Source organism: Rheinheimera sp. 1928-s (assembly GCF_029269265.1).
Classification (GTDB): Bacteria; Pseudomonadota; Gammaproteobacteria; order Enterobacterales; family Alteromonadaceae; genus Pararheinheimera.
On the sequence record NZ_JARIXP010000002.1, the window covers coordinates 389495 to 413394 of the forward strand.

Consider the following 23900-nt stretch of genomic DNA (forward strand, 5'->3'; position numbering starts at 1 on the left):
AAGAAACCACCAAATAGGGCTGCGCTTTCACTAAAATGCAGCATAATTTTTTTCACTTCACTGGATTAAAACCCTATGTTATTCCAAGGCCAATTGACCACCAGTCATGCTATTCGTCAAACCATGCGCGACCACTACCGTGCTGATGAAGATCAGGTACTCAACAACTTATTACCTATTGCTGATATTGGCCCTGCAGCGCGCAGCCGTGCCTGGGAAAAAGCCCGTCAGTTGGTGGTGAATATCCGTGAAGCTCAGGTCGGTAAAGGGGGTGTAGACGCGCTGCTGAACGAGTTTTCGTTGTCGACCGAAGAAGGTTTAGTGCTGATGTGTTTAGCCGAAGCCTTATTGCGTGTACCAGACAAACATACGGCCGACCTGCTTATTCGCGACAAGTTATCCAACGGGGATTGGAGCTCGCATTTAGGCAATAGCGAATCTTTATTTGTGAATATCTCGGCCTGGGGTTTATTGCTGACTGGCAAGCTGGTGAATTACAGCGACGATCAGAAAAAAGCTCAGTTTGGTTTATTAAAACGTACCTGTGGCCGTATGGGCGAGCCGGTGATCCGTCAGGCTGTGCGTTATGCAATGCAAATTATGGGCACCCAGTTTGTGATGGGCACCAGTATTGAAAAAGCCGTGGAACGTGCGATAGAGCTGGAAAGCAAAGGTTTTACTTATTCCTACGATATGTTGGGTGAAGGCGCCCGCACTATGGACGATGCCAACCGTTATTTCGACAGCTACATGATGGCGATTAAAGTCATAGGCACTGCTGCGAAAAAACGTGGTCCATTAAAAAGCCCTGGCATATCCGTTAAATTATCCGCCATTCACCCACGTTACGAATTTACCCATCGCGACCGGGTGATCAATGAATTAGTACCGCGCTTAAAGCAACTGGCCATAGCCGCCAAAGCCTATGACATCAGCTTTACTGTGGATGCAGAAGAAGCCGACCGTTTAGATTTATCTTTGGATATTATCGAAGCTGTATTCTCAGATCCGGAATTAAACGGCTGGGAAGGTTTTGGTTTAGCCGTTCAGGCCTACTCCAAACGTGGCTTGTTTGTCATTGAATGGCTGCGTGAGCTGACGGTGAAAGTTGGCCGCAAAATGATGGTACGTCTGGTGAAAGGCGCCTACTGGGATACTGAAGTTAAAGTTAGCCAGACCGAAGGTTTAAGTGACTTCCCGGTATTTAGCCGTAAGCCATCGACCGATGTGTCTTATCAGGCTTGTGCTAAAAAGATGCTGGAATACCGCGACAGTATCTACCCTATGTTCGCCACCCACAACGCCTACACTGTTGCCACTATTTTAGAAATGGCGCCGGATCGCACTGGTTATGAGTTCCAGCGTTTACACGGTATGGGTGATGCATTGTTCGACCAGGTGGTGGCGGATGACAAAGTGCCTTGTCGTATTTATGCCCCTGTCGGTGAACACTCAGACCTGCTGGCCTATTTGGTGCGTCGTTTATTAGAAAACGGTGCTAACAGCTCTTTTGTAAACAACATTGTGGATGAAAACATTCCGGTTGAATCTTTATTAAAAGATCCGGTAGAAACAGTGCGCGCATGGAACAAAAAACGGAACAATTCTATTCCGCTGCCTGCCCAGCTTTACGGTGCCAGCCGTCTGAACTCCCAAGGTCAGGATTTTACTGATGTGGATCAGATGACTGCGATGCGCGAGGCCATGGACAAATGGCTGGCTTCGGTCAGTCAGATTGAAGTACCGGCAGGGGCTTCTGCAGTGACTAACCCGGCTAATACCAACGAAGTGATAGGTTTCCACTACCACAGCACACCAGAACAAATGCAACAGGCTGTCACTTTAGCCGAAGCCGCTTTCCCGGCCTGGTCTGCCACTGCAGTGACAGAACGTGCAGCGCTTTTAATCAAATTGGCTGATCAACTGGAGTTACACCGCGACGAATTACTGGCTTTATGTATTAAAGAAGCTGGTAAAACTGTCGGCGACAGCATGGCTGAAGTACGTGAAGCTGTGGACTTCTGCCGTTATTACGCTGCAGAAGCAAGCGCGAAAATGCAGGAATCTAAAGCCCGTGGTGTCGTGCTTTGTATCAGCCCATGGAACTTCCCTTTAGCTATTTTCTTAGGCCAGGTTAGTGCAGCTTTAGTAGCTGGTAATACCGTTGTGGCTAAGCCTGCAGAACAAACCAGTTTAATTGCAGTACGCACCGTTGAGCTGATGAAAACCGCTGGTTTTCCTGACCATGTAGTGCAATTGGTGATAGCACCGGGCCGCGAGGTAGGTGAGCATGTGGTCCCCGATCCACGCCTTCAAGCTGTGATGTTTACCGGTTCTACTGAAACCGGTGCCTGGATTGCCCGCAAACTGGCCGAACGTGGTGGTGAGCCAGTGCCGCTAATTGCCGAAACAGGTGGTCAGAATTGTATGATTGTTGACTCCACAGCTTTGCCTGAGCAAGTGGTGGATGACGTAATCTCTTCTGGTTTCCAAAGCGCTGGCCAACGTTGTTCTGCACTTAGAGTCTTGTTCCTGCAAGAAGATGTGGCCGATAAAATCATCACCATGATCAAAGGCGCAATGAAAGAGTTGCATGTGGGCGATCCGGCCTGGTTAAGCACTGACTTAGGTCCTGTGATCGATCCAAAAGCCTTAGAACGCTTAAACCAGCACGTGCAGTATCTGGAAGGCAAAGCCACCTTGCATTATGTCTGTGACGCGCCGTCTCCTGGAGCTCACAACTTCTTTGCACCACGTTTATATGAAATCAGCAGTCTGAATTTGCTGGAACGTGAAGTTTTTGGCCCTGTGGTGCATATCATCCGCTTTAAAGCTGAAGAACTGGATAAAGTTATCCAGCAAATTAATGCGACAGGCTATGGTTTGACTACCGGCATTCACAGCCGTATTGCTCAGACGACGATGAAAGTCGCCAGCGAAATCAAAGCAGGTAACATCTATGTGAACCGCAATATGATTGGTGCTGTGGTCGGTGTTCAGCCATTTGGTGGCCGTGGTTTATCTGGTACTGGCCCTAAAGCCGGTGGCCCGTTTTACTTAAGCCGTCTGGTAAAAGAACATGAATTACAGGCCCCTGCTTTAGATGCTGCTGTGCAACAGCAGTTAGAAGCGGCCAGCGGTTTTGATGCGCAGCTGAATACTCAACTACAGCAAATGGCTGTGGCTCAGGTGGCATGGCTGAATCAAAACGTCACCAACAGAGGTTCTGTGTTACGTCGTTTTATCGCTCAGTTAGCAGGTAATAAACTGGTATCAGAGCAAGAACACGACTTAAACGACGTGATCACCGCCGCCCGTGAACAGCTGCTGTTTATCGAAAAAGAGCTGGCTCAGCCTATTACTTTACCAGGACCTACAGGTGAATCTAACCAATTGCATCTGGAAGCCAAAGGTGTGGTGGCGCTTATTCGCAATGAGCACAGCAGCTTCCAGCATTGGATGCTGGCGTTAATCACGGCTCTGGTATCAGGTAATGCAGTGGTCAGTACTGCAGGCGAAGCTCAGTACGCTGAAATGGATACCTGCCGTAAGTTGTTACTGCAGGCTGGTTTACCAGCGAACTTGTTCCATTGGGTAAAGCTGTCATCCTTAAAAGCAGTGTTAGCGCACCCAACACTGGCAACAGCTGTGATTGAAGGCACGAACCCACTGAAAGCTTTATCCGCCCGGTGGATAGCAGCCCGTGATGGCGCTATCAGTGCTTTAGTCACCAGCCCTGCCGATCATCAGTTGCTGCACCGTTTAGTGACAGAAAAAACTGTCACTATCAATACCACAGCTGCCGGTGGTAACGCTTCGTTAATGACGATGACTGACGATCTGAGTTAAAACTTCAGCAATAAACCGTCGCAACAACGTTCCTGACAGTTGCGACATACCGTCCCTCCATGGACATCGTCGCAACAACGTTCCTGACAGTTGCGACATACCGTCCCTCCATGGACATATAGCCCGCCTTGTTGCGGGCTTTTTTTTTGCTCGACAATGGTGTATCATTTTTTTCATATTTACACTTATTAGTGATTATCCGAATTTCGGCAATCACAGAGAGTCAGTCTATGACAGCACCTGCTCAGCTTAAAGTTTTGTCTATTACCGAATTGCAGCCAGGCATGTACGTGGTTTCTGTGCATAAACAAAAAGGTACTGTTGAAATAAAGACCCAGGGCTGGGCCAGAACGGCGGCAGTGATCGAGCAACTGAAGAAAAAAGGCGTGCTGGAACTGGTAGTAGATTTAAGTAAAACTCTGGAACAGCCCAAAGTGGAAGCCGCTGCGCCATCAGAGCCTGTGCCAGCAGCGTCAACTGGCAGAACACGCGAAAAAGTCAGTTTTGAACAGGAACTGGGTCAGGCCAATGTCTTGTACCAACAAGCCAAAGGACTGCAGAAAAAAGCCTTTGCCGATATTCAGGCAGGGCGTGAGTTAAATCTGCAGCCCTTTCAGGACTGTGCCACGGGTTTCATCGACTCGGTATTTCGTAATCAGGATGCTTTGCTCTGCATCAGCCGTATTCGGGAAAAAGATGCGTACCTGCTGGAGCACTCGGTCAATGTGTCTATTCTGATGACTATTTTTGCCAAGCAGATGAAATTTGATGAAGAGCTGATCCAACAACTAGCCACAGGTGCCTTATTACACGATATAGGCAAAATTCTGGTGCCGGACAGCATACTGAATAAACCCGGCAAACTGACTGAAGAAGAGTTTGGAGAAATGCGCCGCCATGTGGTGTACAGCAAAGAAATTCTGGACAGAATCCCTGGCTTAAGCCCCATCAGTATTGACGTGGCGGCCGTGCATCATGAACGACTGGATGGCAAAGGTTATCCACATGGTTTAGCTGAGCAACAAATTTCGGTCTATGGCCGGATGATTTCGATAGTCGATACGTACGACGCCATTACTGCACAACGTTGCTACAAAGAAGGCCAGACTGGTATTTCGGCGCTGAAAATACTAAAACGCGAATCCCCCCAAAGTTTTGATCCTGTGCTTTTGGCCCAGTTTATTAAAGCCATAGCCATTCACCCTGTAGGCACTTTAGTCAAACTGAGTAATGAAAAGCTGGGCATAGTGATTAAGTCCAATGAACTGGATCCACTGCGCCCTGTGATCAAGGTGTTTTACAACTGTAAATTTAAACGTTATATCGAAGTATCTATGGTCGATTTAGCCAGTAATAAAGCAGATGTGGAAATTGAAGGTGCTGTAATGCCAGAAGATTTTGGCATTGATATCATTCGATTTTTCCGCCAGTCAGTGCTGGAGTAACAACGCCACTAGCGGCGTTGATAACTCCAGTCTGCTAAGGCTTCAACACTAAACTGGGTTTGATTAAACTGCAGAACCACATACTGCGGCAATATCTCTTTCACCTGAATATCTGCCGTTACCCACTGACCTTGCTGTAAGTCTTTGCCATTCACTTTGATCCAGCGCTGTTTAGCGTCCGTTGCATAGACATGGGCTTCAAAACGTAGCGAAGGTAACTGGCGCTGCAATAGATCATCCAACTGATTAATATCCATAGCAGGCGCATCGTGGTAATTAATCTGTTGTTGACGTAGTTGCGAGCCATCAGCAGCTGCCAACGCTGATTCAAATTTTCCACGCAGCTCTGCCGACACATCAGATTGCTCAAGCTCAGCTGCAGGCAAGAGTTCATCCACAGGGGTTAAGTCATCTTGCAGATCAGCTTCCTGCATTTGTTCAAAATCAACAAAGTCGTCATCCCTCTCGTCACCAATGGAACGGCCTAACACCTTCTCACCACGTTTGGCCGATACAACCAATTGCCGATCATCTTCCGGCACTTCTTCAAGCTGCACTGGCTCTGCTGGCTTTAATAAGTCTGCCGCCAGCTGCAATTCCATCGCAATATCAGCCGCATTAGCAATGACAGGTGCCGCCTGAACCACAGGAGCAGCCACAGCTTCAGCAACGGCAGCTGGTTCTTTTTTGTTGAATTGATACTGACCAACAAAAAAGCCCAAAACCAAACCTAAAACCACTAACAAAATTAAAGCAACAATACGCCAGCCATGGCCTGATGCAGTCTGTTCTGCTGCCATCGGCACTTGCTGTTGTTGCTTTAACGCATCCATTAATAACGACATGACGGGTTCCTACCAAATTAACGCAGACAGCCCTGCACCTGCTCCTAAGGCCACTACAGTTAAAAGCGGCCATACCCATACTGGCCATGCCGCTTTTACTGGTTGAGGTTTGATCGCCAGCACTTCAGAAGCGGCCTGACTGACCAGGCCAGCATCAATTAATGCCTTTTGCTGACTATACCCCCCTAACATAGCGCGGTCGCAGATTAAATTGAGTAGACGCGGAATACCACCTGATAATAAAAATAATTTTTTCACCGCAGAAGATGTAAACACAGGGCGACTACAACCTGCTACCTGCAAACGGTAACTGATGTACTGCTGCACTTCCTGTTCAGTCAAAGGCATTAAGTGATAACGGGCGGTAATACGTTGTGCCAACTGGCGTAAATCCTGGCGCTGCAATAGTTGTTGTAACTCAGGCTGGCCTATCAAAATCACCTGCAACAGCTTTTTGGTATTGGTTTCTAAGTTGGTGAGCAAGCGCAGCTGTTCCAGTACAGCGGGTTGTAAATGCTGAGCTTCGTCGATAATCAAAATGGTATTTTTACCAGCCTGATGGTTTTTCGTCAGACGGTTGGTAATTTTGTCGGTCAGCATTTTTAAGCTGGCATCAGATTTTTTGTAGCGGATTTTTAGCTGATCACAAATAGCGGCCAGCAGTTCCAGCTCGTTTAAAGTGGGATTTAAGATAAAAGCCACTTCGGTTTGATCGGTCAGTTCCTGCAATAAACAACGTGATACTGTAGTTTTGCCAGTACCCACTTCGCCGGTCAGCAGCACAAAGCCACCGGCCTCGCCTAAGCCATAACGCAAATGCGCCAAAGCTTCAGCATGACGAGGACTTAAAAAGAGAAAGTCAGGGTTTGGCGCTATAGAAAAAGGCTGACTGGTTAAACCGAAAAATCCGGTGTACATAAGCTTCCTGATGCTGAGTTAGGGCGACAATTGTAAGCAAGGCGTTATAATGGCAAAAAAACAGACTGCATGAAAGCATTGAAAACTTATCTTGTAGGTGGAGCAGGCATACATTGAAAATTTATCTTGTGGGCGGAGCTGTTCGCGACGAGTTGTTGGGCTACCCGGCATTGGACCAGGACTGGTTGGTGGTCGGTGCTACACCTGAACAATTACTGGGGTTGGGTTATCAGGCTGTGGGTAAAGACTTCCCGGTATTTTTGCATCCAAAAACCAAGCAGGAATACGCTTTGGCCCGCACAGAGCGTAAGCAAGGCCAAGGCTATACGGGGTTTGCCTGCTATTTTGCAGAGGACGTCACCTTAGAGCAGGATTTACAGCGTCGAGATTTAACTATCAATGCGATCGCCAAAGATGATACTGGCCAGCTGCACGACCCTTATAGTGGTGTGGCCGATATCAAGGCAAAAATTCTGCGCCATGTCTCCCCTGCGTTTAGTGAAGACCCACTGCGGGTATTAAGGGTGGCGCGTTTTTATGCCCGCTATTTTCATTTAGGTTTTACCGTTGCCGCTGAAACTTTGCAGTTAATGACACAACTGAGCAACAGTGGTGAGCTGCAGCATTTAACCGCAGAGCGGGTTTGGCAGGAAACGGCTCGCGCTTTAACAGAACAAGACCCACAAGCTTATTTTGAATTGCTGCACAGTTGCGGCGCGTTAAAGGTATTGATGGCAGAACTGGATCAGCTGTGGGGAGTACCAAATCCAGAAAAGTGGCATCCGGAAATAGACACCGGTATCCATTGTATGCTGGTACTGAAACAAGCGGCTTTATTGTCTGACCGGTTGGATGTGCGTTTTGCCGCACTTTGTCATGATCTGGGTAAAGGCATCACAGATCCGGCGTTATGGCCAAAACATCATGGCCATGAACACAGCGGTTTACCTTTAGTGCAGGAGCTTTGCAGCCGTATTCGTGTGCCCAACGACTGCCGTGATTTGGCGTTATTGGCCTGTGAATATCATCAGTTGCTGCACAAAGCTTTTGAGCTTCGCCCTGCCACAGTACAAAAGTTATTTGATGGCATAGATTTATGGCGCAAACCCGAACGTCTGGATTTATTGTTGCTGTGTGCCATAGCCGATTTACGCGGCCGTACTGGCTTTGAACAGGCCGATTACCCACAAGCGGATTATTTACGTCAGCTTGCAGTAGCAGCTCGTGCTACTGATGTGAAAGCTATAGTGGCTTTGGGTTTAAAAGGTGAAGCTATTAAACTGGAGGTTGCTAAGGCACGGCTTGAGGCGATTAGCGCAGCTAAACAGCAGTGGCAGGAGCAACATCCGGCCAGTTAAAAGCCACTTGCCACAGCTTTTGTGGCTCTTGATACTGCTGCCACATCTGCTGATAGTTTTGGCCTGTCAGCGGATGAACCTGCTCTGGTGCAAGTTGTGATAATGGCAACAACACAAAGGCGTTTTTAGTAATTTCATCGCGCGGTAATTCAACTGGTTCTTTGCACACGAATTGATCGTAAGTCAGTAAATCCAGATCGAGCCGTTTGCCACAAAACTTAGGGGATTTCGCAGGGCGGCCATATTTTTGCTCTATCGCCTTAAAAGCCGCCACACAGTCGGCCACAGATAAATCGGTGTTGGCTTCAGCCACCAGATTATAAAAAGCATCACCATCAAACCCTACAGCTTCGCTTTCATACACTGCAGAGCAGCGAATTTCACCGAATAATGCAGACAGCTCCAGATAAGCAGCGCTGATATGCAGATCCCGCTCTATATTGCTGCCAATACTGATATAAATCAGCGCCATTACCAGCTTCCACGCAGTATAGAGACACCGACACTGGCAGCAGCAGGCACAGCAGCAGGCTTGGCAATAGTGACTTTAACCGCTTTAGTCGGAAATTTTTCCAGTACCATAGATGCCACTTTTTCAGCAACAGTTTCAATTAATTCATGAGGTTGCTGACACAGTTCTGTGATAGCAGTACAAACAGCGCTGTAATCGAGGGTATATTGCAAATCGTCAGTGGCAGCGGCCTGGCGGATATCGGTAGCGAGCTCCAAATCAAACTCCAGCGTCTGTTGTATGGCTTTTTCCCACTCATACACACCTATTACTGTTTGAACCTTGAACTGTTTGATAAAAACTATATCCGTCATAGATTTCCGCTTTTGTTAAAGACTTGTTTCAGGTAGGCTGGTCGGATAGGCAAAGCTTAAAAAAGCCTATACTCTGAACGCCTTATTAAACAGGACGCGATTTTAGCGCACTTTGCCGGACTGAGGAACCTTAATCCATGACCCTTACCATAGCGATTTTGATGCTGTTAGCTTATTTAAGCGGCTCAATCTCGTCTGCCATTCTGGTCAGTCAAATATTCAGGCTACCCGATCCGCGTACTCATGGTTCAGGTAATCCGGGCGCAACTAACGTATTACGTTTGGGTGGTGCTTTCCCAGCCTCTTTGGTACTGGTATTTGATGTGCTTAAAGGCACTATTCCGGTTTGGGGTTCTTATTTTTTAGGTGTCGAAGCCTTTTATTTAGGCATGATTGCCGTCTGCGCCTGTTTAGGCCATATATTCCCGATTTTTTTTGGCTTTAAAGGCGGCAAAGCAGTCGCCACGGCTTTTGGCAGTATGATGCCGATAGGGCTGGATTTGGCAGGTTTACTGATTTCCACCTGGATGATGCTGGTAGGAGCGACCGGCTACTCGTCGTTAGCCGCTATTGTCACTGTAGGCCTTGCGCCCATTTTCACCTGGTTTATCAAACCTTTGTATACCATTCCTGTGTCCATGCTGAGCCTTTTGATTATTATCCGTCACAAAGACAATATCATCAGGCTTTGGAACAATCAGGAAACTAAGGTTTGGCATAAAAACCGCAAAACCAAACCAGAGAATCCCGAACAGGAATAAAAATGGGGTCAGATCACATTGTTAACAGTTAACAATGTGATCTGACCCCAATTCATTACAAGGCTGGTAATTGCTCCATAGGCCAACGTGGCGTTACACCTATGGTTAAATCCTGCTGCTGCCCTGCTCTTAAACGCTGAAAGCCAGCAAAAGCAATCATAGCGCCGTTGTCGGTGCAGAATTCTTTGCGTGGGTAATACACTTCGCCTTTTAAGCTTTTCAGTAAAACTTCCAGCTGTTCACGTAACGACGTATTGGCACTAACGCCCCCTGCGACCACTAAACGTTTTAAGCGCTGCTCTTTTAACGCACGGCGACACTTTAATACCAAGGTATCGACCACAGCCTGCTGGAATGAAGCGGCTATGTTTGCCTGCACTTCTGGGCTTTTGCCTTCGGCAGCAATTACATTAGCAGCAGCAGTTTTTAAGCCACTGAAACTGAAATTTAAGCCGGGTCTGTCTGTCATAGGGCGCGGAAACGCATACTTATCGGCTTGGCCTTGTGTGGCTAATTTGGCAAGCAAAGGCCCCCCCGGATACTCCAACCCCATTAATTTTGCGGTTTTATCAAAGGCTTCACCTGCAGCATCATCGACAGATTCACCCAATAACTGATACTGACCTATGCCATCCACCCGCACTAACTGGGTATGACCGCCCGAGACTAACAAGGCAATAAAAGGAAACTCTGGTGGGTTTTCCTCCAGCATAGGTGCCAATAAATGGCCTTCCATATGATGTACTGCAAGCGCTGGTTTGCCCCAGGCAAAAGCTAAACTACGGCCTATTGATGCGCCCACTAACAAAGCTCCGGCTAAACCTGGGCCTGCTGTGTAAGCCACACCGTCTATGTCGGACGCCTCGCAACCCGCTTCTTTTAAAGCTTGTTGAATTAAAGGCAATGTTTTACGGATATGGTCACGTGAGGCAAGTTCAGGCACTACACCGCCATAATCTGCATGCAAAGGGATCTGGCTGTATAACACATGACTTAGCAGACCCCGCTCTTCGTCGTACACAGCGATGCCGGTTTCATCACACGATGTTTCTATGCCAAGTACTCGCATTTTTCTCCCCTTACCTATATGCTACGCGGCGAATTGTACTGGGATCCGAGCATCATCACCAGTACAACACTTATTGCTTTACATTGGGGCTGGCTTTTGAGTAAAATGCCGCACCATTTTTAATCGTATTGGTTAGACACTAACCAGAGTTGACCGAGGTGAGAATTTAATGCCTGTTGTTAAAGTAAAAGAAAACGAACCATTTGACGTAGCTTTACGTCGTTTCAAGCGCTCTTGTGAAAAAGCTGGCGTATTAGCTGATGTACGCTCTAAAGAGTTTTTCGAGAAGCCAACTTGGGTTCGTAAGCGTAAGAAAGCTGCCGCTGTTAAGCGTCACATGAAAAAGCTTTCTCGCGAAAACGCTCGTCGCATCAAGCTTTACTAAGATTATTGCCTGACCTATGGCATTGTTAGAGCAGCTGCAAGAAGCCCAAAAAGACGCAATGCGTGCCAAAGACAAATTGCGTCTCGGCACTATTCGTTTAGCTTTAGCTGAAATCAAACAACGTCAAATTGACTTGCAGATGGTGCCAGATGACACCAATATTCTTCCTGTGTTGACCAAAATGGTAAAACAACGGAAAGAATCTGCCAGTCAGTACAGTGCAGCAGGTCGGCAAGATTTAGCTGATATTGAATTAGCAGAAATCGTAATCGTAGAACAGTTTTTGCCACAAGCCTTATCTCAGGCTGAGCTTGATGATTTAGTGCAACAAGCAATTACTGCTGTTGCAGCCTCTGGAATGCAGGACATGGCGAAAGTCATGGCCCACTTAAAGCCACAGGTTCAAGGCCGTACTGATATGGCCGTTTTAAGTCAGGTTATTAAAGCTCGTTTGAGTTAAGCTTCTAGCTGAACTACTGCACGCCGTGCCCTTAGCACGGCTTGTCTTTTTCTGAATACAAGTAAAAAGGAAAAAGGTGGCAGGACAAATCCCCAGACACTTTATCGACGACTTATTAGCTCGTACAGATATAGTGGAACTGATTGATCATAGAGTTCCGTTAAAAAAGGCTGGTAAGAATTACCAGGCTTGTTGCCCTTTCCATAACGAAAAATCCCCTTCTTTTACCGTAAGTAGCGACAAACAGTTTTATCATTGCTTTGGTTGTGGCGCTCACGGCAATGCCATCAGTTTTATGATGGCGTACGAACAGCTTGAATTTGTAGAAGCCATTGAAGAACTGGCGAAGCAGCATCATTTAGAGATACCACGCGAACAAGGCAGTGGTAAGCAGTATCCGCAGGCTCAGGCCGACGATTACAGCCAGATGCAAAAAGCGGCAGATTTGTATCAGCAACAGCTGAAACAACAGCTTCATGCTGCCACCTATTTGCAGAAACGTGGTATTTCAGAGGCCACAGCGACAAAATACGGCATAGGCTACGCACCTGACAGCTGGGACTTTGTATTAAAACAGTTAGGCGCTTCACGTTCAGCTCGTGATCAGCTGTTTGAAATTAAACTGATCAGCCGCAATGATCAGGGCCGTGAATACGATTTTTTCCGTGACCGGCTGATGTTTCCCATCAGGGATAAACGCGGCAGAGTGATAGGTTTTGGCGGCAGGGTGATAGGTGAAGGTACGCCAAAGTATCTAAACTCACCTGAGACCCGGCTTTTCCATAAAGGCCGTGAACTTTATGGCTTATACGAAGCCAGACAAAGCCAGGACAGACTGAGTCGTGTGCTGATTGTTGAAGGGTATATGGACGTGGTTGGTCTGGCCGAGCAAGGAATATCTTTTGCGGTGGCTTGTTTAGGCACCGCCACGACCCCAGATCACATGCATACGCTATTCCGCCTGACCAGCACTGTGACTTGCTGTTACGACGGCGACAGAGCGGGCCGCGACGCCGCATGGCGTGCCTTACAAAGTGCTTTACCGCATTTAAAAGACGGCGTGGAACTGAATTTTGTATTTTTACCGGACGGCGAAGACCCGGATTCGCTGGTGCAAAAAGAAGGCAAAGATGCCTTTTTAAACCGTCTGGAACAGGCCATGCCTCTAGGTCAGTATTTATTTGACCATCTGGCCAAAGAGTTAGATTTAACCAGCGATGCCGGAAAGTCCGCTTTATGGGTTAAAGGTAACGAGCTAATTAAACAAATTCCAAGTGAATTTTATCGCGATGCCTTGTTTGAAACCCTGGGGTCGCTGGTTGGTAAATCGTCGCAGCAAAATACGGCGGCCAGAAGCCAGAACAAGGTGCAGAGCAAAGCTCCTGCGGCCACAAAAATTACGCCGATGCGCCGGGCTATTGCGTTGTTACTGCAATACCCTGCCCTTGCCAAAGTGATGCCTTTGGCTCCTGAACTGGCAGAAGCGAATTTACCTGGTATTCAGCTATTGCTGACAGTACAGCAGACTTTATTAGCTCAGCCTGAACTGACCACAGCGCAATTGCTGGAACATTGGCGCGATACGCCTGAATACAACATATTGGTGAAACTGGCTTTATGGGACCATCAGGTTGCCGAAGAGCAGTTAACTAAAGAATTTCTGGATACCTTCCGCTCTATTGAAGATCAGTATCTGGGTCAACGTCTGGAAGAATTGCAACGCAAAGATACTTTGCAGCAACTGACCACGGCGGAGAAACACGAATTTGTGTTGCTGTTAAAAGCTTTTAAAAGCAAATAACCGTGAGTAAGCCGTCATTGCGCGGTGGCTAGAAAAGCCGCGCTTTGTTATAATCGCTAATTCGCATTTTTGAACTAACTATTTGGGTGGAAGAACAGCCTCTATGGAGCATAATCCTCAGTCGCAACTAAAACTCCTGATCTTAAAGGGTAAAGAGCAAGGTTATTTGACCTTTGCTGAAGTTAATGATCATCTTCCACAAGATATTATTGACTCCGATCAGATCGAAGACATTATCCGTATGATCAATGACATGGGCATTCAGGTGTTTGAAACAGCACCAGATGCCGATGACCTGATCATGTCTGACGCTGCGCCGGATGAAGACGCCGCAGAAGAAGCCGCTCAGGCTTTAGTCAGTGTGGATAAAGAGTTAGGTCGCACTACAGATCCGGTCCGCATGTATATGCGCGAAATGGGCACTGTAGAGCTGTTAACCCGTGAAGGCGAAATCGACATCGCCAAGCGGATTGAAGATGGTATCAATCAGGTTCAGACCTCTGTGGCTGAATACCCTGAAGCCATCACCTACCTGTTAGAACAGTGGGATAAATTCGAAGCCGAAGAAATTCGCTTAAGTGACATTGTCACCGCTTTTATCGATCCAAACGAAGTGGATGATATGGCCCCAACGGCCACTCATATCGGTTCGGACGTGCCAGAAGAAGAACTGGCCGATGAAGACGCTGATATCACAAGTGACGACGAAGAGTCTGAAGACTCGGACGAAGAAGCAGACACTGGTCCGGATCCGGAAATGGCTCGCGAGAAGTTTGGTGAACTCCGTACTCAGTACGAAGTAACCCGTAACTCTATCGTCAAAAATGGCCGCGAACACCCGACCACCAAAGAAGAAATTGAAAAACTCAGCGAAGTTTTCCGTTGCTTCCGTTTAGTACCAAAACAGTTCGACCGTCTGGTCAAAAACATGCGTGAAATGATGGACCGCGTGCGCGTCCAGGAACGTATTGTGATGAAGAACTGCGTTGAGTACGCAAAAATGCCAAAGAAAAACTTTATGAAGTCTTTCAGCGGTAACGAAAACTCAACGGCATGGATCGACGCCGAAATTGCTGCAGGCAAACCTTATTCAGCCAAGCTGGGTGAGATGCGTGACGATTTGGTCCGCAGCGTTGAGAAGCTGAAAAAAATTGAAGAAGAGACCGGCCTTTCGATCTTTAAAATTAAAGATATCAACCGTCGTATGTCGATTGGTGAAGCCAAGGCCCGTCGTGCGAAAAAAGAAATGGTTGAGGCGAACTTACGTCTGGTTATTTCTATCGCGAAAAAATACACCAACCGTGGTTTACAATTCCTTGATTTAATTCAGGAAGGTAACATCGGCTTGATGAAAGCTGTCGACAAGTTCGAATACCGTCGTGGTTATAAGTTTTCAACTTACGCTACATGGTGGATCCGTCAGGCAATCACCCGTTCTATCGCTGACCAGGCCCGTACTATCCGGATCCCTGTGCATATGATTGAAACCATCAACAAACTGAACCGTATTTCACGTCAGATGTTGCAGGAAATGGGTCGTGAGCCGTCTCCGGAAGAATTGTCCGAACGTATGGGCATGCCGGAAGACAAGATCCGTAAAGTGCTGAAAATTGCTAAAGAGCCAATCTCCATGGAAACACCAATAGGTGATGATGAAGATTCGCATTTAGGTGATTTTATCGAAGACAGCACTTCAGAATCGCCGCTGGACTCAGCCACCATGGAAAGCTTAAAAGCCGCCACCAACGAAGTGTTGGCCGGTTTAACAGCCCGTGAAGCAAAAGTACTGCGTATGCGTTTTGGTATCGATATGAATACCGACCATACACTGGAAGAAGTGGGCAAACAGTTTGACGTAACACGGGAACGTATCCGTCAAATCGAAGCCAAAGCGCTGCGTAAACTGCGCCACCCTTCCCGTTCAGAAGTATTAAAAAGCTTCCTCGACGAGTAGAATTTTTAAGCTGGCAGCTGCTCCGGCATGGCCAAACTGATATGCAAAAGGCACCTTAGGGTGTCTTTTGTTTTTTCAGCTGACGGAGGCTGTGACTTAAAAGGAGCAGCTATCACTCAGCGCCCCATAAGCCCCAGCCGAAGCATAAGAAAGCGGACAGATACAAAAAACCTGTTAGCGATTTCCAGCGCAGTGGCTGTCGAATGAACTCAGCAAAACGCAAGTTGGCCAGATGTAATTCAAACAACAAAGCAAGCATTAGCAATGCAAATGCAAACTGGTAATAACGCTGAGGATCCGCACTGCTATAGAGCCAGGGTGAATACAACGCATACAGAAAAACCAGAAAGATAAACAGCATTTTTGGGCTTTTATAGAAAAAATGAGAAAACTTCTGAATATCCATAATTTTTCTCCTGTTTAAGATGATGACTGGCAACAGCTAAAAACAGTTAGTAGCAGAACACTATTATCGGCGAAAACTCCGTTTAAGCTTGCATCTTCCCTGTAAATATCCAGTTTAGCGCAGAGGATTGATAGAGAAGCGGATAAAAAACCAGCAATCAGTACAAAGAGCATGTCACGAAGCGGTGACAACGGAAGAAAAACTTCTTATACTGCCTGCGCTTTAAAGAGTTCAGCCCTTGGACTTGTTTACTTAAAGCCTGTTTTAAATGGCCCTATAGCTCAGTTGGTTAGAGCATCCGACTCATAATCGGCAGGTCCCTGGTTCAAGTCCAGGTGGGGCCACCATTTATCAAGCACTTACGTTACTTCTTTTGATCCACTTTAAGTCTGTGCTACCTCTGTGCTACCAACATCTTAGTATTTTTTGAACCAACATCCAATCCTTAGATATTGTCACTATCCAACACAAACACATTTCTAATCTCTTACACTCGGGCGATATACCCAATATGGTTACTAGTATTAGAAAAAATATGATATCGCTCTGCTGTTCACTAGCCCCATGGGTTGCCAAAATAGCTGATGACGAAAATTGCTAGAAGATAGATGCAAACTAAAGATTGAATCCCAGAGAGAATTCTGAACATCTTTGTAGGTTTGTAAGTAAAGAGAGTGGGTTGAAGGCGAGCCAACCAGCTTCCAACATTCAAGTCTCGCCAACCAAAATGGAAAGACGATAAAATACTAAACCAAACAGCATGTCGACATATGTAGAAGTAATATTTTAACTCTAACTGTCTATCTGGCCCATATGGAGGCTGCATGTCTCGATACTTATGGATAATTCTTAACAAGCTTTGAATTTTGAATATACCGTCTTCATACTCCTGTACGTCTAAAATATCTGGGATCGTTATTTTTGGCGAAATTAAGAAGACATCTCCGACAAACTTTAATTTGCAGAAAACTTGTATCATTAACGTAGAGAAATACACAAAGCTAAAGATAATCAAGGTATATAGCATGATGACCAGGGCATTACTTGGTGAAGCGCCATATTGCACTGTGTAGTCAAAAGCAAATTTCCGTGCGTAAGCCCCTAATATTTCCAAAGTACTGACTTTTGACAAATCAAACAAATCCTCTTCGTCTAATCCTTTTTGAATCACATAGGTGATTTCACGCGCCTCAATTTCAAATCCACTTTCTCTTAAATATTTTCTCAGAGAGATTAAAGTTGATGGGAAATTCAAATGGTCTGAGTAATCATACACAAGAGACTTGATATTTTTAGCGCCTTTCAAGTTAGTGAAAACAAGTTTTTCGTCGTTACACACAACATCCTTTTGTTGATGATTATAGGAACACGAAGGTCCATAAAATGAGGCTTGTGTGATATCAGTGCACTTACTAGGTTTATCGTCTGAGCATCCAAACACAGCTTTGGAAAGGTTAGCACCGTCGAGGTTTGCCATGGAGAAGAGTGCGCCAACTAAGTTTGCTTCACTAAGGTCTGCATTGTTTAACTTTGCTTCGTTAAAGTTTGCACTCTTTAAGTTAGCGCGCTTAAAAGACGTCTCTTCTAAGTAGGACCGTAAAAGCTTTACGTTTTCAGCATCAGAAGAGCTAAAATTTGATAATCTTAAATTAGCATCATGAAGGTTTACATCGCGTAATGGAACGTGCACCATCACTTTTCTCTGCAACGAAAAAGAACATAATTGTTTGGATGTTTCAGCTAATTCAATAAATAATTTGGAGTTACCAGCTTCTCTATCTAACTGCTCAGAGTCTTTGTGGTCGCATGGAACATACTTTACATTGGAATAATCTTGCGCTTTTAGTGCAGATATATTTGCCAATACAGCAATTAACAAAATAAAATTTGCAATCTTCATTCGTTTACCTTCAGTACTTGTATCTCGATGGCAGCGACTGAATGCATATAGATTGCCTATCGCAAGTAAGTCTCCGTAATCTCTGGTCGGAAGTGTCCCATTTCCTGAGACACAGTTTCAAGTGCTAAAAGCCTTGTAAGACCAAGAGATTGCAATTCGTGCATTCTTTCCTGCGCATAGCTGTGGCGAAGCCCGTGTGCGCCTCTGGACCAGTTTAATGCCCTATTGGATGCTGCACTGAATGAGTTAGACCAAGGCTGGCCTCCAGCTAGCTGGTAGCGGCTTAAATAGTTGATTCCTCTGTCCTGAACGGTAACAGGGGCTGGTCTTCGGCACTTTTCAAGTTCCCGCGACAAAGACACAGGGATCAACACTTCCCTTTTCAAACCGCCCTTCCCTTGCACTGTATAGATAATACCCTCCCTGCCTGAGAACTTAGTCGAGTTTGCTGGGCGTTTATCTGCTGGCCGTTCTGTTGGCTTTGCTAAGGTTAATAACTCATGCGCCCTTAACCCAGCGGCATGGCTAATTCTTGTAGCTAGTGAATTGGAGTCTTTCTGTTGACCAGCAACAAGCTCAATCTGTGGTACTGTATAAGCTCTGGAAAGCAGCACTTGCTGATGCTCTGATTTGATAACTGGAAGTGTTTTATCTACTGGCAAAGTGCCGGTGACATGCTGCAACATTTTCTGGATGGCCTGCCGCTCCATATCCAGCGTTTTTTGCCCGACTATCTGCCCCCTTAGATCAAGATAAGTGAGCACGTCGTTAATGCTCATTGCCTGCAAGCTTGGCAACTTCATCTGTTGGCAGTATTCAGCAACCCGAGTTAGCGCCTGCTCGAAGTTACTAACAGTACGTACAGATTTAATCACTGTACCCTGGAGCTGCTTCATAACAGCTCCAGCTTGTTTTTGTAGCTTTGCAAACTTAGCCATTGTTATCCAGCCAGCGCTTAACGGTGGTCCAAACAACCTTGATGTGTTTGTCTTTTAACCATCGTTGTAACTCAGCAGTTGTTGCGCCTTGGCGTTTAAGCTGCAACAGCTCGCCTTTATATCGATCAAGCCGCGATCTCTTATACACTTTCTTTCTAAGGATCACGGTTTGAACCTTTAACCGTGCCAATTCAACTTCAGGATTAAAATCTGACATTGCTATCCACCTTTGCGAAGACTTGTAAGAACTAACTGACCGTAAAACGGTTCAGCGGCACTGAAGCCTATTCGCCCACGATGCTTCAAAAGAAGCAGGCCGGACTGATCGCGCCTAAGTTTGGAAATGCAAAAGGGAAAACGCAGCATTGAAAGCGTTGCTATAGGAAACTAAATAAACTCTCGCGGAGATGCGTATTGAAGGCAGCTTTAACAGCGCCTGTTTTGATGTTGGGCTTTTGCCCGATTGACAATAAAAGTCTACTGCGAACCAATTTAACTTTCAATCTGCAAATAACTTTCTGCGTCGAAAGCTCTTCCGCTCTCGCCAGCCGCTGGGTACAGGGCAATTCATTGCTTGTACCCAGCGGCTGGCGCAGCCAAAAAAGGTAGGCATTTGCTCGTGATGCCTATTTAAATATCATTGGGTATGGATAGTAACCTTATTAGAGTAAGGCCTTTCGAGAGCTAGCCCAAAATATGCAAACAAGCATATCGGTAACTTTGAGCGAATTGGAGACGTCAACAATTAAGCTAGTGAGCAGACAAAATCGCAGTTTTTGACTATACAGCGAACGAAGTGAACAATAGTTGAGCCAATTGTTATACGCAAACATTCATTTCTTGTCTTTTTGCATTTCAGCAATTTTCATCATTTGAGCTAAGCCCCCCATCATTTCGTTTGCTTTTTCAGGATTGGAGAACATTTGCTGCATGAACTGCATGCCAAGCTGCTCGCCCATATCAACCTTTTTTGGTATTACGGTTTCGTTGATGATGTTTGTCATTGTGTTCATGAGTTGTCGCTGCGACTCAGAAACAGTTCTTTCGATAACTTCTGCTTTTTTATCAATTTCAGCGAGAACCTCTTTTGTTCTCTCTTGATACTCCATCATTACTCGCTGCGTTTTTTCAAAATTATCTCTAACTTCTTTCTCCGAGCTTTTAGCTGCCAGAATGGCGACGATGGCAAGTATTAGTGATGCAATGCTTGATAGAAATGAAATTACGTCGAAGATACTTAGATTATCCATGAACTGTCCTTTGTATATAACGCCCGCAGCACGGGGAAATTGTAGCGCAGCGGAAATCTCTCCCCAGAGCCTGCGCTTATTAGGCTTTTAATCTTTAATATATTCACTTGGTCCTACAGAAAACGCAATCTTCTTATTCTGAAGATCGAATACAAAGCCATTTCCTGCAGAATCTAAAGCAACATGCCTATATTCTGCAACAGGTTGACCTCTCACTGTGTCAATGATGCTATTAGGAAATTGTGAATCCACCAACTCGTAAACAAGGATATCCTTAACAACCAATACTGGCTCCGCCTTAATACGGCAATAAAAATTATTGAGTTGTTTAGATTGAAAACTCGCAAACATCTATCTCTCCTCTTTATAACTAATGCAGCCTTAACTCCCGCACAAAGGGGCTATAGAGCTTGGCTATAATTAGTGAGGCACTAACCAAGCCAAGCTTTATTAGTCCATACGTTGATACGCTTGTTAGCCGCCGAATTTACTCATGACCTTCTTAGCCGCTTTTTGAAAACCTTGTGCTACCGCAGGAAGGAAACCAGTGCTAAAGCCAATGAGAGATGAATAAAATATTAATTTTGGACCACTGATTTCACCAGCAACAACACTATCCATGAACCAAAAAGAAAACATAAAAGCGACCAATATACCAAATGTTACTCGTGCCCCCATGTACATTTTTCTTTTATGCTTCTCAACCATTTCTTTAGCTTCATCAACGGTAGGGATTTTTTCAAAACTACTGTAGGCGACCCACATAAAGGAAGCTAAACCACCTAAAGCACCACCCAAAATTGAAAAGATAATAACTTTACTTTCATCCATTTATAACAATTACTCCAATTTTCATCTGTACGGCTAACATTTGTATATTGTACCAGCACGATCCATGTGGTTTTACCAGATGAGCAGTCGACATTAACTTATTGATAAATAATTAATTCCAAACGACTACTCTCAGCTCCAGCCAAAAGCTTGCTGGCACATTATTACCTTTGCCTAGCTTGTTAGTTTTAGGTTGGTCCAACCTAAGTTTCTAAATTAGAATGTTTTTCCTTATTCAGCAACAAATAAATGTGCCTGTTGATTTGCTCAAAGCGTGCTTGCTCTAAGGTTAAAGCAAATAACACCGAGTATTCGTCTAGATGTACAACCAGTATCAGCTTTCGGCACCAAGCAGATTTCCATCTGGCGAAAGATGCGTTTTGGGTATGCAAAAAATAGAAGCAAGCAAAAGTGTTTAATAAAACACTAATCAACCCAAAGCAAAATCTGCTCCGCAAGCTCGTCTTCAAGGCAATATAGAAAGGCCGTTGGCACTTCAAGTACTTCACTCAGGGCAATAACGGTTTTGAAATCAGGGGAGTGAACACCACGTTCGTATTGGTTCATTCTCGCAGACGCCACAAATTGATCCATCCCAGCCAGAATACCAAGCTGCTTTTGGGATAAACCTTTGCGTGTTCTCGCCTGCTTTAACCGTTTAGGAAACGGTGAACCATCATTGATGTTCAAATTTTGTGAGACATTGACTATTGAAAGCTAAGATTTTCTTAGCTTTAATAGATTCCAGATACTAAGGACTTCTTAGCTTTCAACCTTCGGGTTCCATCAATGAATTGGGTATCACTATGCTTGGAAAAATACTAAAAGTGACGGGGCGGGTTACAGTGGCAGTTGTGGGTGCGCTGCTGTCCCCTGATGATGAAAATGACAAACACAAAAAGCAGTTAGATATGCTTAACGATGGCATGGGTAATGTTATTGCTGACGGCGAAGAGATGACAATGCAAGAAGCTAAAGTTGCTCAGGCGCGTGGTGAACTTTACGATACTTACTATTAAAAATTTGGCATGCCAAATTCCCTGGTAAGGTGTGGAATATAAAGCGGCTGTATCGTTGGAGAAAAAATGAGCCCTGAAGACCTGTGTCGAAACGCCGAACTAAGACCATTTATTCCGGCAGTTAAAGAGTTGCAGAACCGTATGGCTGGCATCGAACAGCATCAACTGCATTTTGGCTTAGAGCTTGCCGATGCTTACCAAACAGAAGAACAACTATTCCATGATCTGCTCACACAAGAAATTTTTACGCTTCAGGTGAATAACGAACGTAATGAGTATTGGGACATTCTGACAGAGCCATTTAATAGGTTTATGGCTCGAAGCACCGATCTTACTTTTGCAGCGAAGCACAATACACCTCAGCGGTTGCAAGCTATTTGCCAGTGGCTGATCCAGCTATGTGACTGGAGCCAATCTGGCTTTTCAAATATTACTCGCCACTAAGCCTCAATCGTTAACTTTTGAAGACAAATTCATAGGAAAATTTGGCATGCCAAATTTTTTCTCAGCCTTAACCACAGATTTGTACCTGTTAATCTAAAAACCTCGGCAAAACTCACCCTACCTTTTTTGAGATTTTTCTTAAAATATATGAAGAATGGGTAAGCACTGATATCGTCCAGTAAGAGAAGTGCTTATGAAACCATTGTTCTATCGAATCGAAGAAATCGCAGCGTTGCTGCATGTATCAAAACAAACGCTGTACAACCATATCAACCACAACAAAAAATCAGCTGATCGCTACCCTATTCCACCTTACATCCGAATTAATGGCCGCTTGCTGTTTTCTGTCTCAGAGTTTGAAGCTTGGGTTAAAGCCCAGCCTCGAAATTGATACAGATAGCACCCGATGCATGATGCCGTTTTTAAGTGCGATCTGAGCGCGCCGTACAAGCTGAAATCTGATGTATTTTCGCTGATACTGCCTATTTTTGCCCTAGATGGAAAAGCTACTAATGAAGCAATTATTTATTATAAGGGACTGTATTTAGAGATAAATCCTATAAATGAAGCCATAGGCAGAGCCACTATCAAGGACAAAGCAATTCTGGTTTTTTGTCTAAGCCAGCTCATGGTGAAACTCAATAACTCGTATGAAACAGGCAATATCGCATCATTTACCGCATACGACTTTTTAACCACCATAGGCAAAGGCACAACAGGTAAAGACTATAAAGACCTTGAAAAGTCGCTGCAGAGACTTAACAACACCCGTATCACCACGAATTTGACAGTGAAAGGGATAAGTCTGCCTAAAGGGGCTCAGCTTATCGCAGGATACCGATATAACAAAACAACAGCAGCCAACTATATCGAAGTAATACTGCCTGAATGGCTAATCGAATGCGCGCATAAAGGCATAGTACTGGATTTGCATAGCACCTACTTTGAAATGTCTCGACCTTTGCATCGCAGAATTTACGAAATCTGCCGACAAAAATATGGGGGGCACAAACTGAAAGGGAAGATCTCTATCAGTAATCTGCATACATTAGTTGGTAGTGACAGTTCAGTGGCTAAATTCCGTTGTGACATCCGAAAACTAACACAAACATCGGACATACCAGGCTTCACCTTAACTCTTCAAAAATCTCTTCTTCACATCAACAAAACTTTGCAAAAACCAGAACAGCCCACTGCTAGCAGCATTACGAATGCAGCTCAAAGCTAGCTATGTATAGCCTGTGGGGAAGCTGTAAAAACCATCGTACTTTTAGGAGTGGATAGCCACGTACTTTTGGTAAAATTTGTCGTACTTTTGGAAATCCATATTCTGTGAATACGAAGAAAAATTTGCCTCCAAAGGCTTACATTGCAAGACCTGTCGTCGCAGACCGATTACAGAAACATGACTCTGTAACTCTTTATCACTAAAAAGAAAAATA

The 23900-nt window shown here is 45.2% G+C and carries 25 protein-coding genes and 1 tRNA gene; 13 read left to right on the top strand and 13 right to left on the bottom strand.

The features are described from left to right. Positions 1 to 75 precede the first annotated feature (75 nt). Positions 76 to 3849 carry a bifunctional proline dehydrogenase/L-glutamate gamma-semialdehyde dehydrogenase PutA gene (putA, locus tag P3C17_RS06605; RefSeq protein ID WP_300928669.1) on the top strand — a complete coding sequence of 1258 codons (3774 nt, stop codon included), beginning with the start codon at positions 76 to 78 and terminating at the stop codon, positions 3847 to 3849. Between the two features lie 230 nt (positions 3850 to 4079). Then, positions 4080 to 5294, top strand: a complete 1215-nt coding sequence (locus P3C17_RS06610; RefSeq protein ID WP_300928670.1) for an HD-GYP domain-containing protein — start codon at positions 4080 to 4082, stop codon at positions 5292 to 5294. Positions 5295 to 5302: 8 nt separating this feature from the next. On the opposite strand, the gene P3C17_RS06615 is transcribed toward P3C17_RS06610, so the two are convergent. Next, positions 5303 to 6139, bottom strand: coding sequence for a general secretion pathway protein GspB (locus P3C17_RS06615; RefSeq protein WP_300928671.1), 837 nt, complete (start codon positions 6137 to 6139; stop codon positions 5303 to 5305). Positions 6140 to 6148: 9 nt separating this feature from the next. Continuing rightward, positions 6149 to 7057 carry an AAA family ATPase gene (locus tag P3C17_RS06620; RefSeq protein ID WP_300928672.1) on the bottom strand — a complete coding sequence of 303 codons (909 nt, stop codon included), beginning with the start codon at positions 7055 to 7057 and terminating at the stop codon, positions 6149 to 6151. A gap of 113 nt (positions 7058 to 7170) precedes the next feature. Here P3C17_RS06620 and P3C17_RS06625 point away from each other — a divergent pair, with 113 nt between their 5' ends. Next, positions 7171 to 8415 (top strand): multifunctional CCA addition/repair protein, encoded by a 1245-nt coding sequence (locus tag P3C17_RS06625; RefSeq protein ID WP_300928673.1) that lies wholly within the window; start codon positions 7171 to 7173, stop codon positions 8413 to 8415. Here the strand turns inward: P3C17_RS06625 and folK are convergent. Together folK and folB are read right to left on the bottom strand one after the other, a co-directional pair. Next, on the bottom strand, positions 8378 to 8887 hold the full coding sequence (gene folK / locus P3C17_RS06630) for a 2-amino-4-hydroxy-6-hydroxymethyldihydropteridine diphosphokinase (RefSeq protein WP_300928674.1): 510 nt from the start codon (positions 8885 to 8887) through the stop codon (positions 8378 to 8380). The two genes, P3C17_RS06625 and folK, sit on opposite strands and share 38 nt — an antisense overlap. After that, positions 8887 to 9240, bottom strand: coding sequence for a dihydroneopterin aldolase (gene folB / locus P3C17_RS06635; RefSeq protein WP_300928675.1), 354 nt, complete (start codon positions 9238 to 9240; stop codon positions 8887 to 8889). The genes folK and folB overlap by 1 nt, the downstream gene beginning before the upstream one ends. Positions 9241 to 9377: 137 nt before the next feature. Here folB and plsY point away from each other — a divergent pair, with 137 nt between their 5' ends. After that, positions 9378 to 10001, top strand: a complete 624-nt coding sequence (gene plsY, locus P3C17_RS06640; RefSeq protein WP_300928676.1) for a glycerol-3-phosphate 1-O-acyltransferase PlsY — start codon at positions 9378 to 9380, stop codon at positions 9999 to 10001. A gap of 55 nt (positions 10002 to 10056) precedes the next feature. On the opposite strand, the gene tsaD is transcribed toward plsY, so the two are convergent. After that, positions 10057 to 11070, bottom strand: coding sequence for a tRNA (adenosine(37)-N6)-threonylcarbamoyltransferase complex transferase subunit TsaD (tsaD, locus tag P3C17_RS06645; RefSeq protein WP_008899777.1), 1014 nt, complete (start codon positions 11068 to 11070; stop codon positions 10057 to 10059). Between the two features lie 169 nt (positions 11071 to 11239). On the opposite strand from tsaD, the gene rpsU reads away from it, so the two are divergent. From rpsU to rpoD, 4 genes are all read left to right on the top strand, one after another. Further along, positions 11240 to 11455: a 30S ribosomal protein S21 gene (gene rpsU / locus P3C17_RS06650; RefSeq protein WP_008899776.1), complete on the top strand. Its 216-nt coding sequence runs from the start codon at positions 11240 to 11242 to the stop codon at positions 11453 to 11455. Between the two features lie 16 nt (positions 11456 to 11471). Continuing rightward, complete coding sequence (locus P3C17_RS06655) at positions 11472 to 11915, top strand: GatB/YqeY domain-containing protein (RefSeq protein ID WP_300928677.1); 444 nt, start codon at positions 11472 to 11474, stop codon at positions 11913 to 11915. Between the two features lie 76 nt (positions 11916 to 11991). Beyond that, positions 11992 to 13716 (top strand): DNA primase, encoded by a 1725-nt coding sequence (dnaG, locus tag P3C17_RS06660; RefSeq protein WP_300928678.1) that lies wholly within the window; start codon positions 11992 to 11994, stop codon positions 13714 to 13716. A 103-nt stretch (positions 13717 to 13819) separates the two neighbouring features. Continuing rightward, positions 13820 to 15670, top strand: coding sequence for an RNA polymerase sigma factor RpoD (rpoD, locus tag P3C17_RS06665; RefSeq protein WP_300928679.1), 1851 nt, complete (start codon positions 13820 to 13822; stop codon positions 15668 to 15670). 112 nt (positions 15671 to 15782) lie between these two features. Here the strand turns inward: rpoD and P3C17_RS06670 are convergent, their stop codons facing one another. After that, positions 15783 to 16076, bottom strand: coding sequence for a hypothetical protein (locus P3C17_RS06670; protein ID WP_300928680.1), 294 nt, complete (start codon positions 16074 to 16076; stop codon positions 15783 to 15785). Between the two features lie 270 nt (positions 16077 to 16346). Between P3C17_RS06670 and P3C17_RS06675 the strand changes: the two genes are divergently transcribed. Further along, positions 16347 to 16423 (top strand) — tRNA-Ile (locus P3C17_RS06675). A 209-nt stretch (positions 16424 to 16632) separates the two neighbouring features. Here P3C17_RS06675 and P3C17_RS06680 read toward each other — a convergent pair. The 7 genes from P3C17_RS06680 to P3C17_RS06710 all read right to left on the bottom strand — a co-directional run bounded on the left by P3C17_RS06680 (position 16633) and on the right by P3C17_RS06710 (position 21685). After that, positions 16633 to 17976 carry a pentapeptide repeat-containing protein gene (locus P3C17_RS06680; RefSeq protein WP_300928681.1) on the bottom strand — a complete coding sequence of 448 codons (1344 nt, stop codon included), beginning with the start codon at positions 17974 to 17976 and terminating at the stop codon, positions 16633 to 16635. A 56-nt stretch (positions 17977 to 18032) separates the two neighbouring features. After that, positions 18033 to 18914 (bottom strand): hypothetical protein, encoded by an 882-nt coding sequence (locus P3C17_RS06685; protein WP_300928682.1) that lies wholly within the window; start codon positions 18912 to 18914, stop codon positions 18033 to 18035. Next, a complete protein-coding gene (locus P3C17_RS06690) occupies positions 18907 to 19131 on the bottom strand; it encodes a hypothetical protein (protein ID WP_300928683.1) in 225 nt (74 codons plus the stop codon). The genes P3C17_RS06685 and P3C17_RS06690 overlap by 8 nt, the downstream gene beginning before the upstream one ends. 616 nt (positions 19132 to 19747) lie before the next feature. Further along, complete coding sequence (locus P3C17_RS06695; protein ID WP_300928684.1) at positions 19748 to 20164, bottom strand: hypothetical protein; 417 nt, start codon at positions 20162 to 20164, stop codon at positions 19748 to 19750. Positions 20165 to 20251: 87 nt separating this feature from the next. Then, positions 20252 to 20515 carry a hypothetical protein gene (locus P3C17_RS06700; RefSeq protein ID WP_300928685.1) on the bottom strand — a complete coding sequence of 88 codons (264 nt, stop codon included), beginning with the start codon at positions 20513 to 20515 and terminating at the stop codon, positions 20252 to 20254. A gap of 123 nt (positions 20516 to 20638) precedes the next feature. Continuing rightward, on the bottom strand, positions 20639 to 20995 hold the full coding sequence (locus tag P3C17_RS06705; RefSeq protein ID WP_300928686.1) for a hypothetical protein: 357 nt from the start codon (positions 20993 to 20995) through the stop codon (positions 20639 to 20641). Between the two features lie 426 nt (positions 20996 to 21421). Beyond that, entirely contained in the window at positions 21422 to 21685 is a 264-nt protein-coding gene (locus P3C17_RS06710) for a helix-turn-helix transcriptional regulator (RefSeq protein WP_300928687.1), read from the bottom strand. Between the two features lie 116 nt (positions 21686 to 21801). Between P3C17_RS06710 and P3C17_RS06715 the strand changes: the two genes are divergently transcribed. From P3C17_RS06715 to P3C17_RS06730, 4 genes are all read left to right on the top strand, one after another. After that, positions 21802 to 22014: a hypothetical protein gene (locus tag P3C17_RS06715; RefSeq protein ID WP_300928688.1), complete on the top strand. Its 213-nt coding sequence runs from the start codon at positions 21802 to 21804 to the stop codon at positions 22012 to 22014. A 66-nt stretch (positions 22015 to 22080) separates the two neighbouring features. Further along, positions 22081 to 22458 (top strand): hypothetical protein, encoded by a 378-nt coding sequence (locus P3C17_RS06720; RefSeq protein ID WP_300928689.1) that lies wholly within the window; start codon positions 22081 to 22083, stop codon positions 22456 to 22458. Between the two features lie 193 nt (positions 22459 to 22651). Further along, the gene (locus P3C17_RS06725; protein ID WP_300928690.1) at positions 22652 to 22849 is read left to right on the top strand and encodes a helix-turn-helix domain-containing protein; all 198 of its coding nucleotides are present in this window, start codon (positions 22652 to 22654) and stop codon (positions 22847 to 22849) included. A gap of 15 nt (positions 22850 to 22864) precedes the next feature. Further along, positions 22865 to 23686 (top strand): replication initiator protein A, encoded by an 822-nt coding sequence (locus P3C17_RS06730; protein ID WP_300928691.1) that lies wholly within the window; start codon positions 22865 to 22867, stop codon positions 23684 to 23686. The last annotated feature ends 214 nt before the right edge of the window (positions 23687 to 23900 follow it).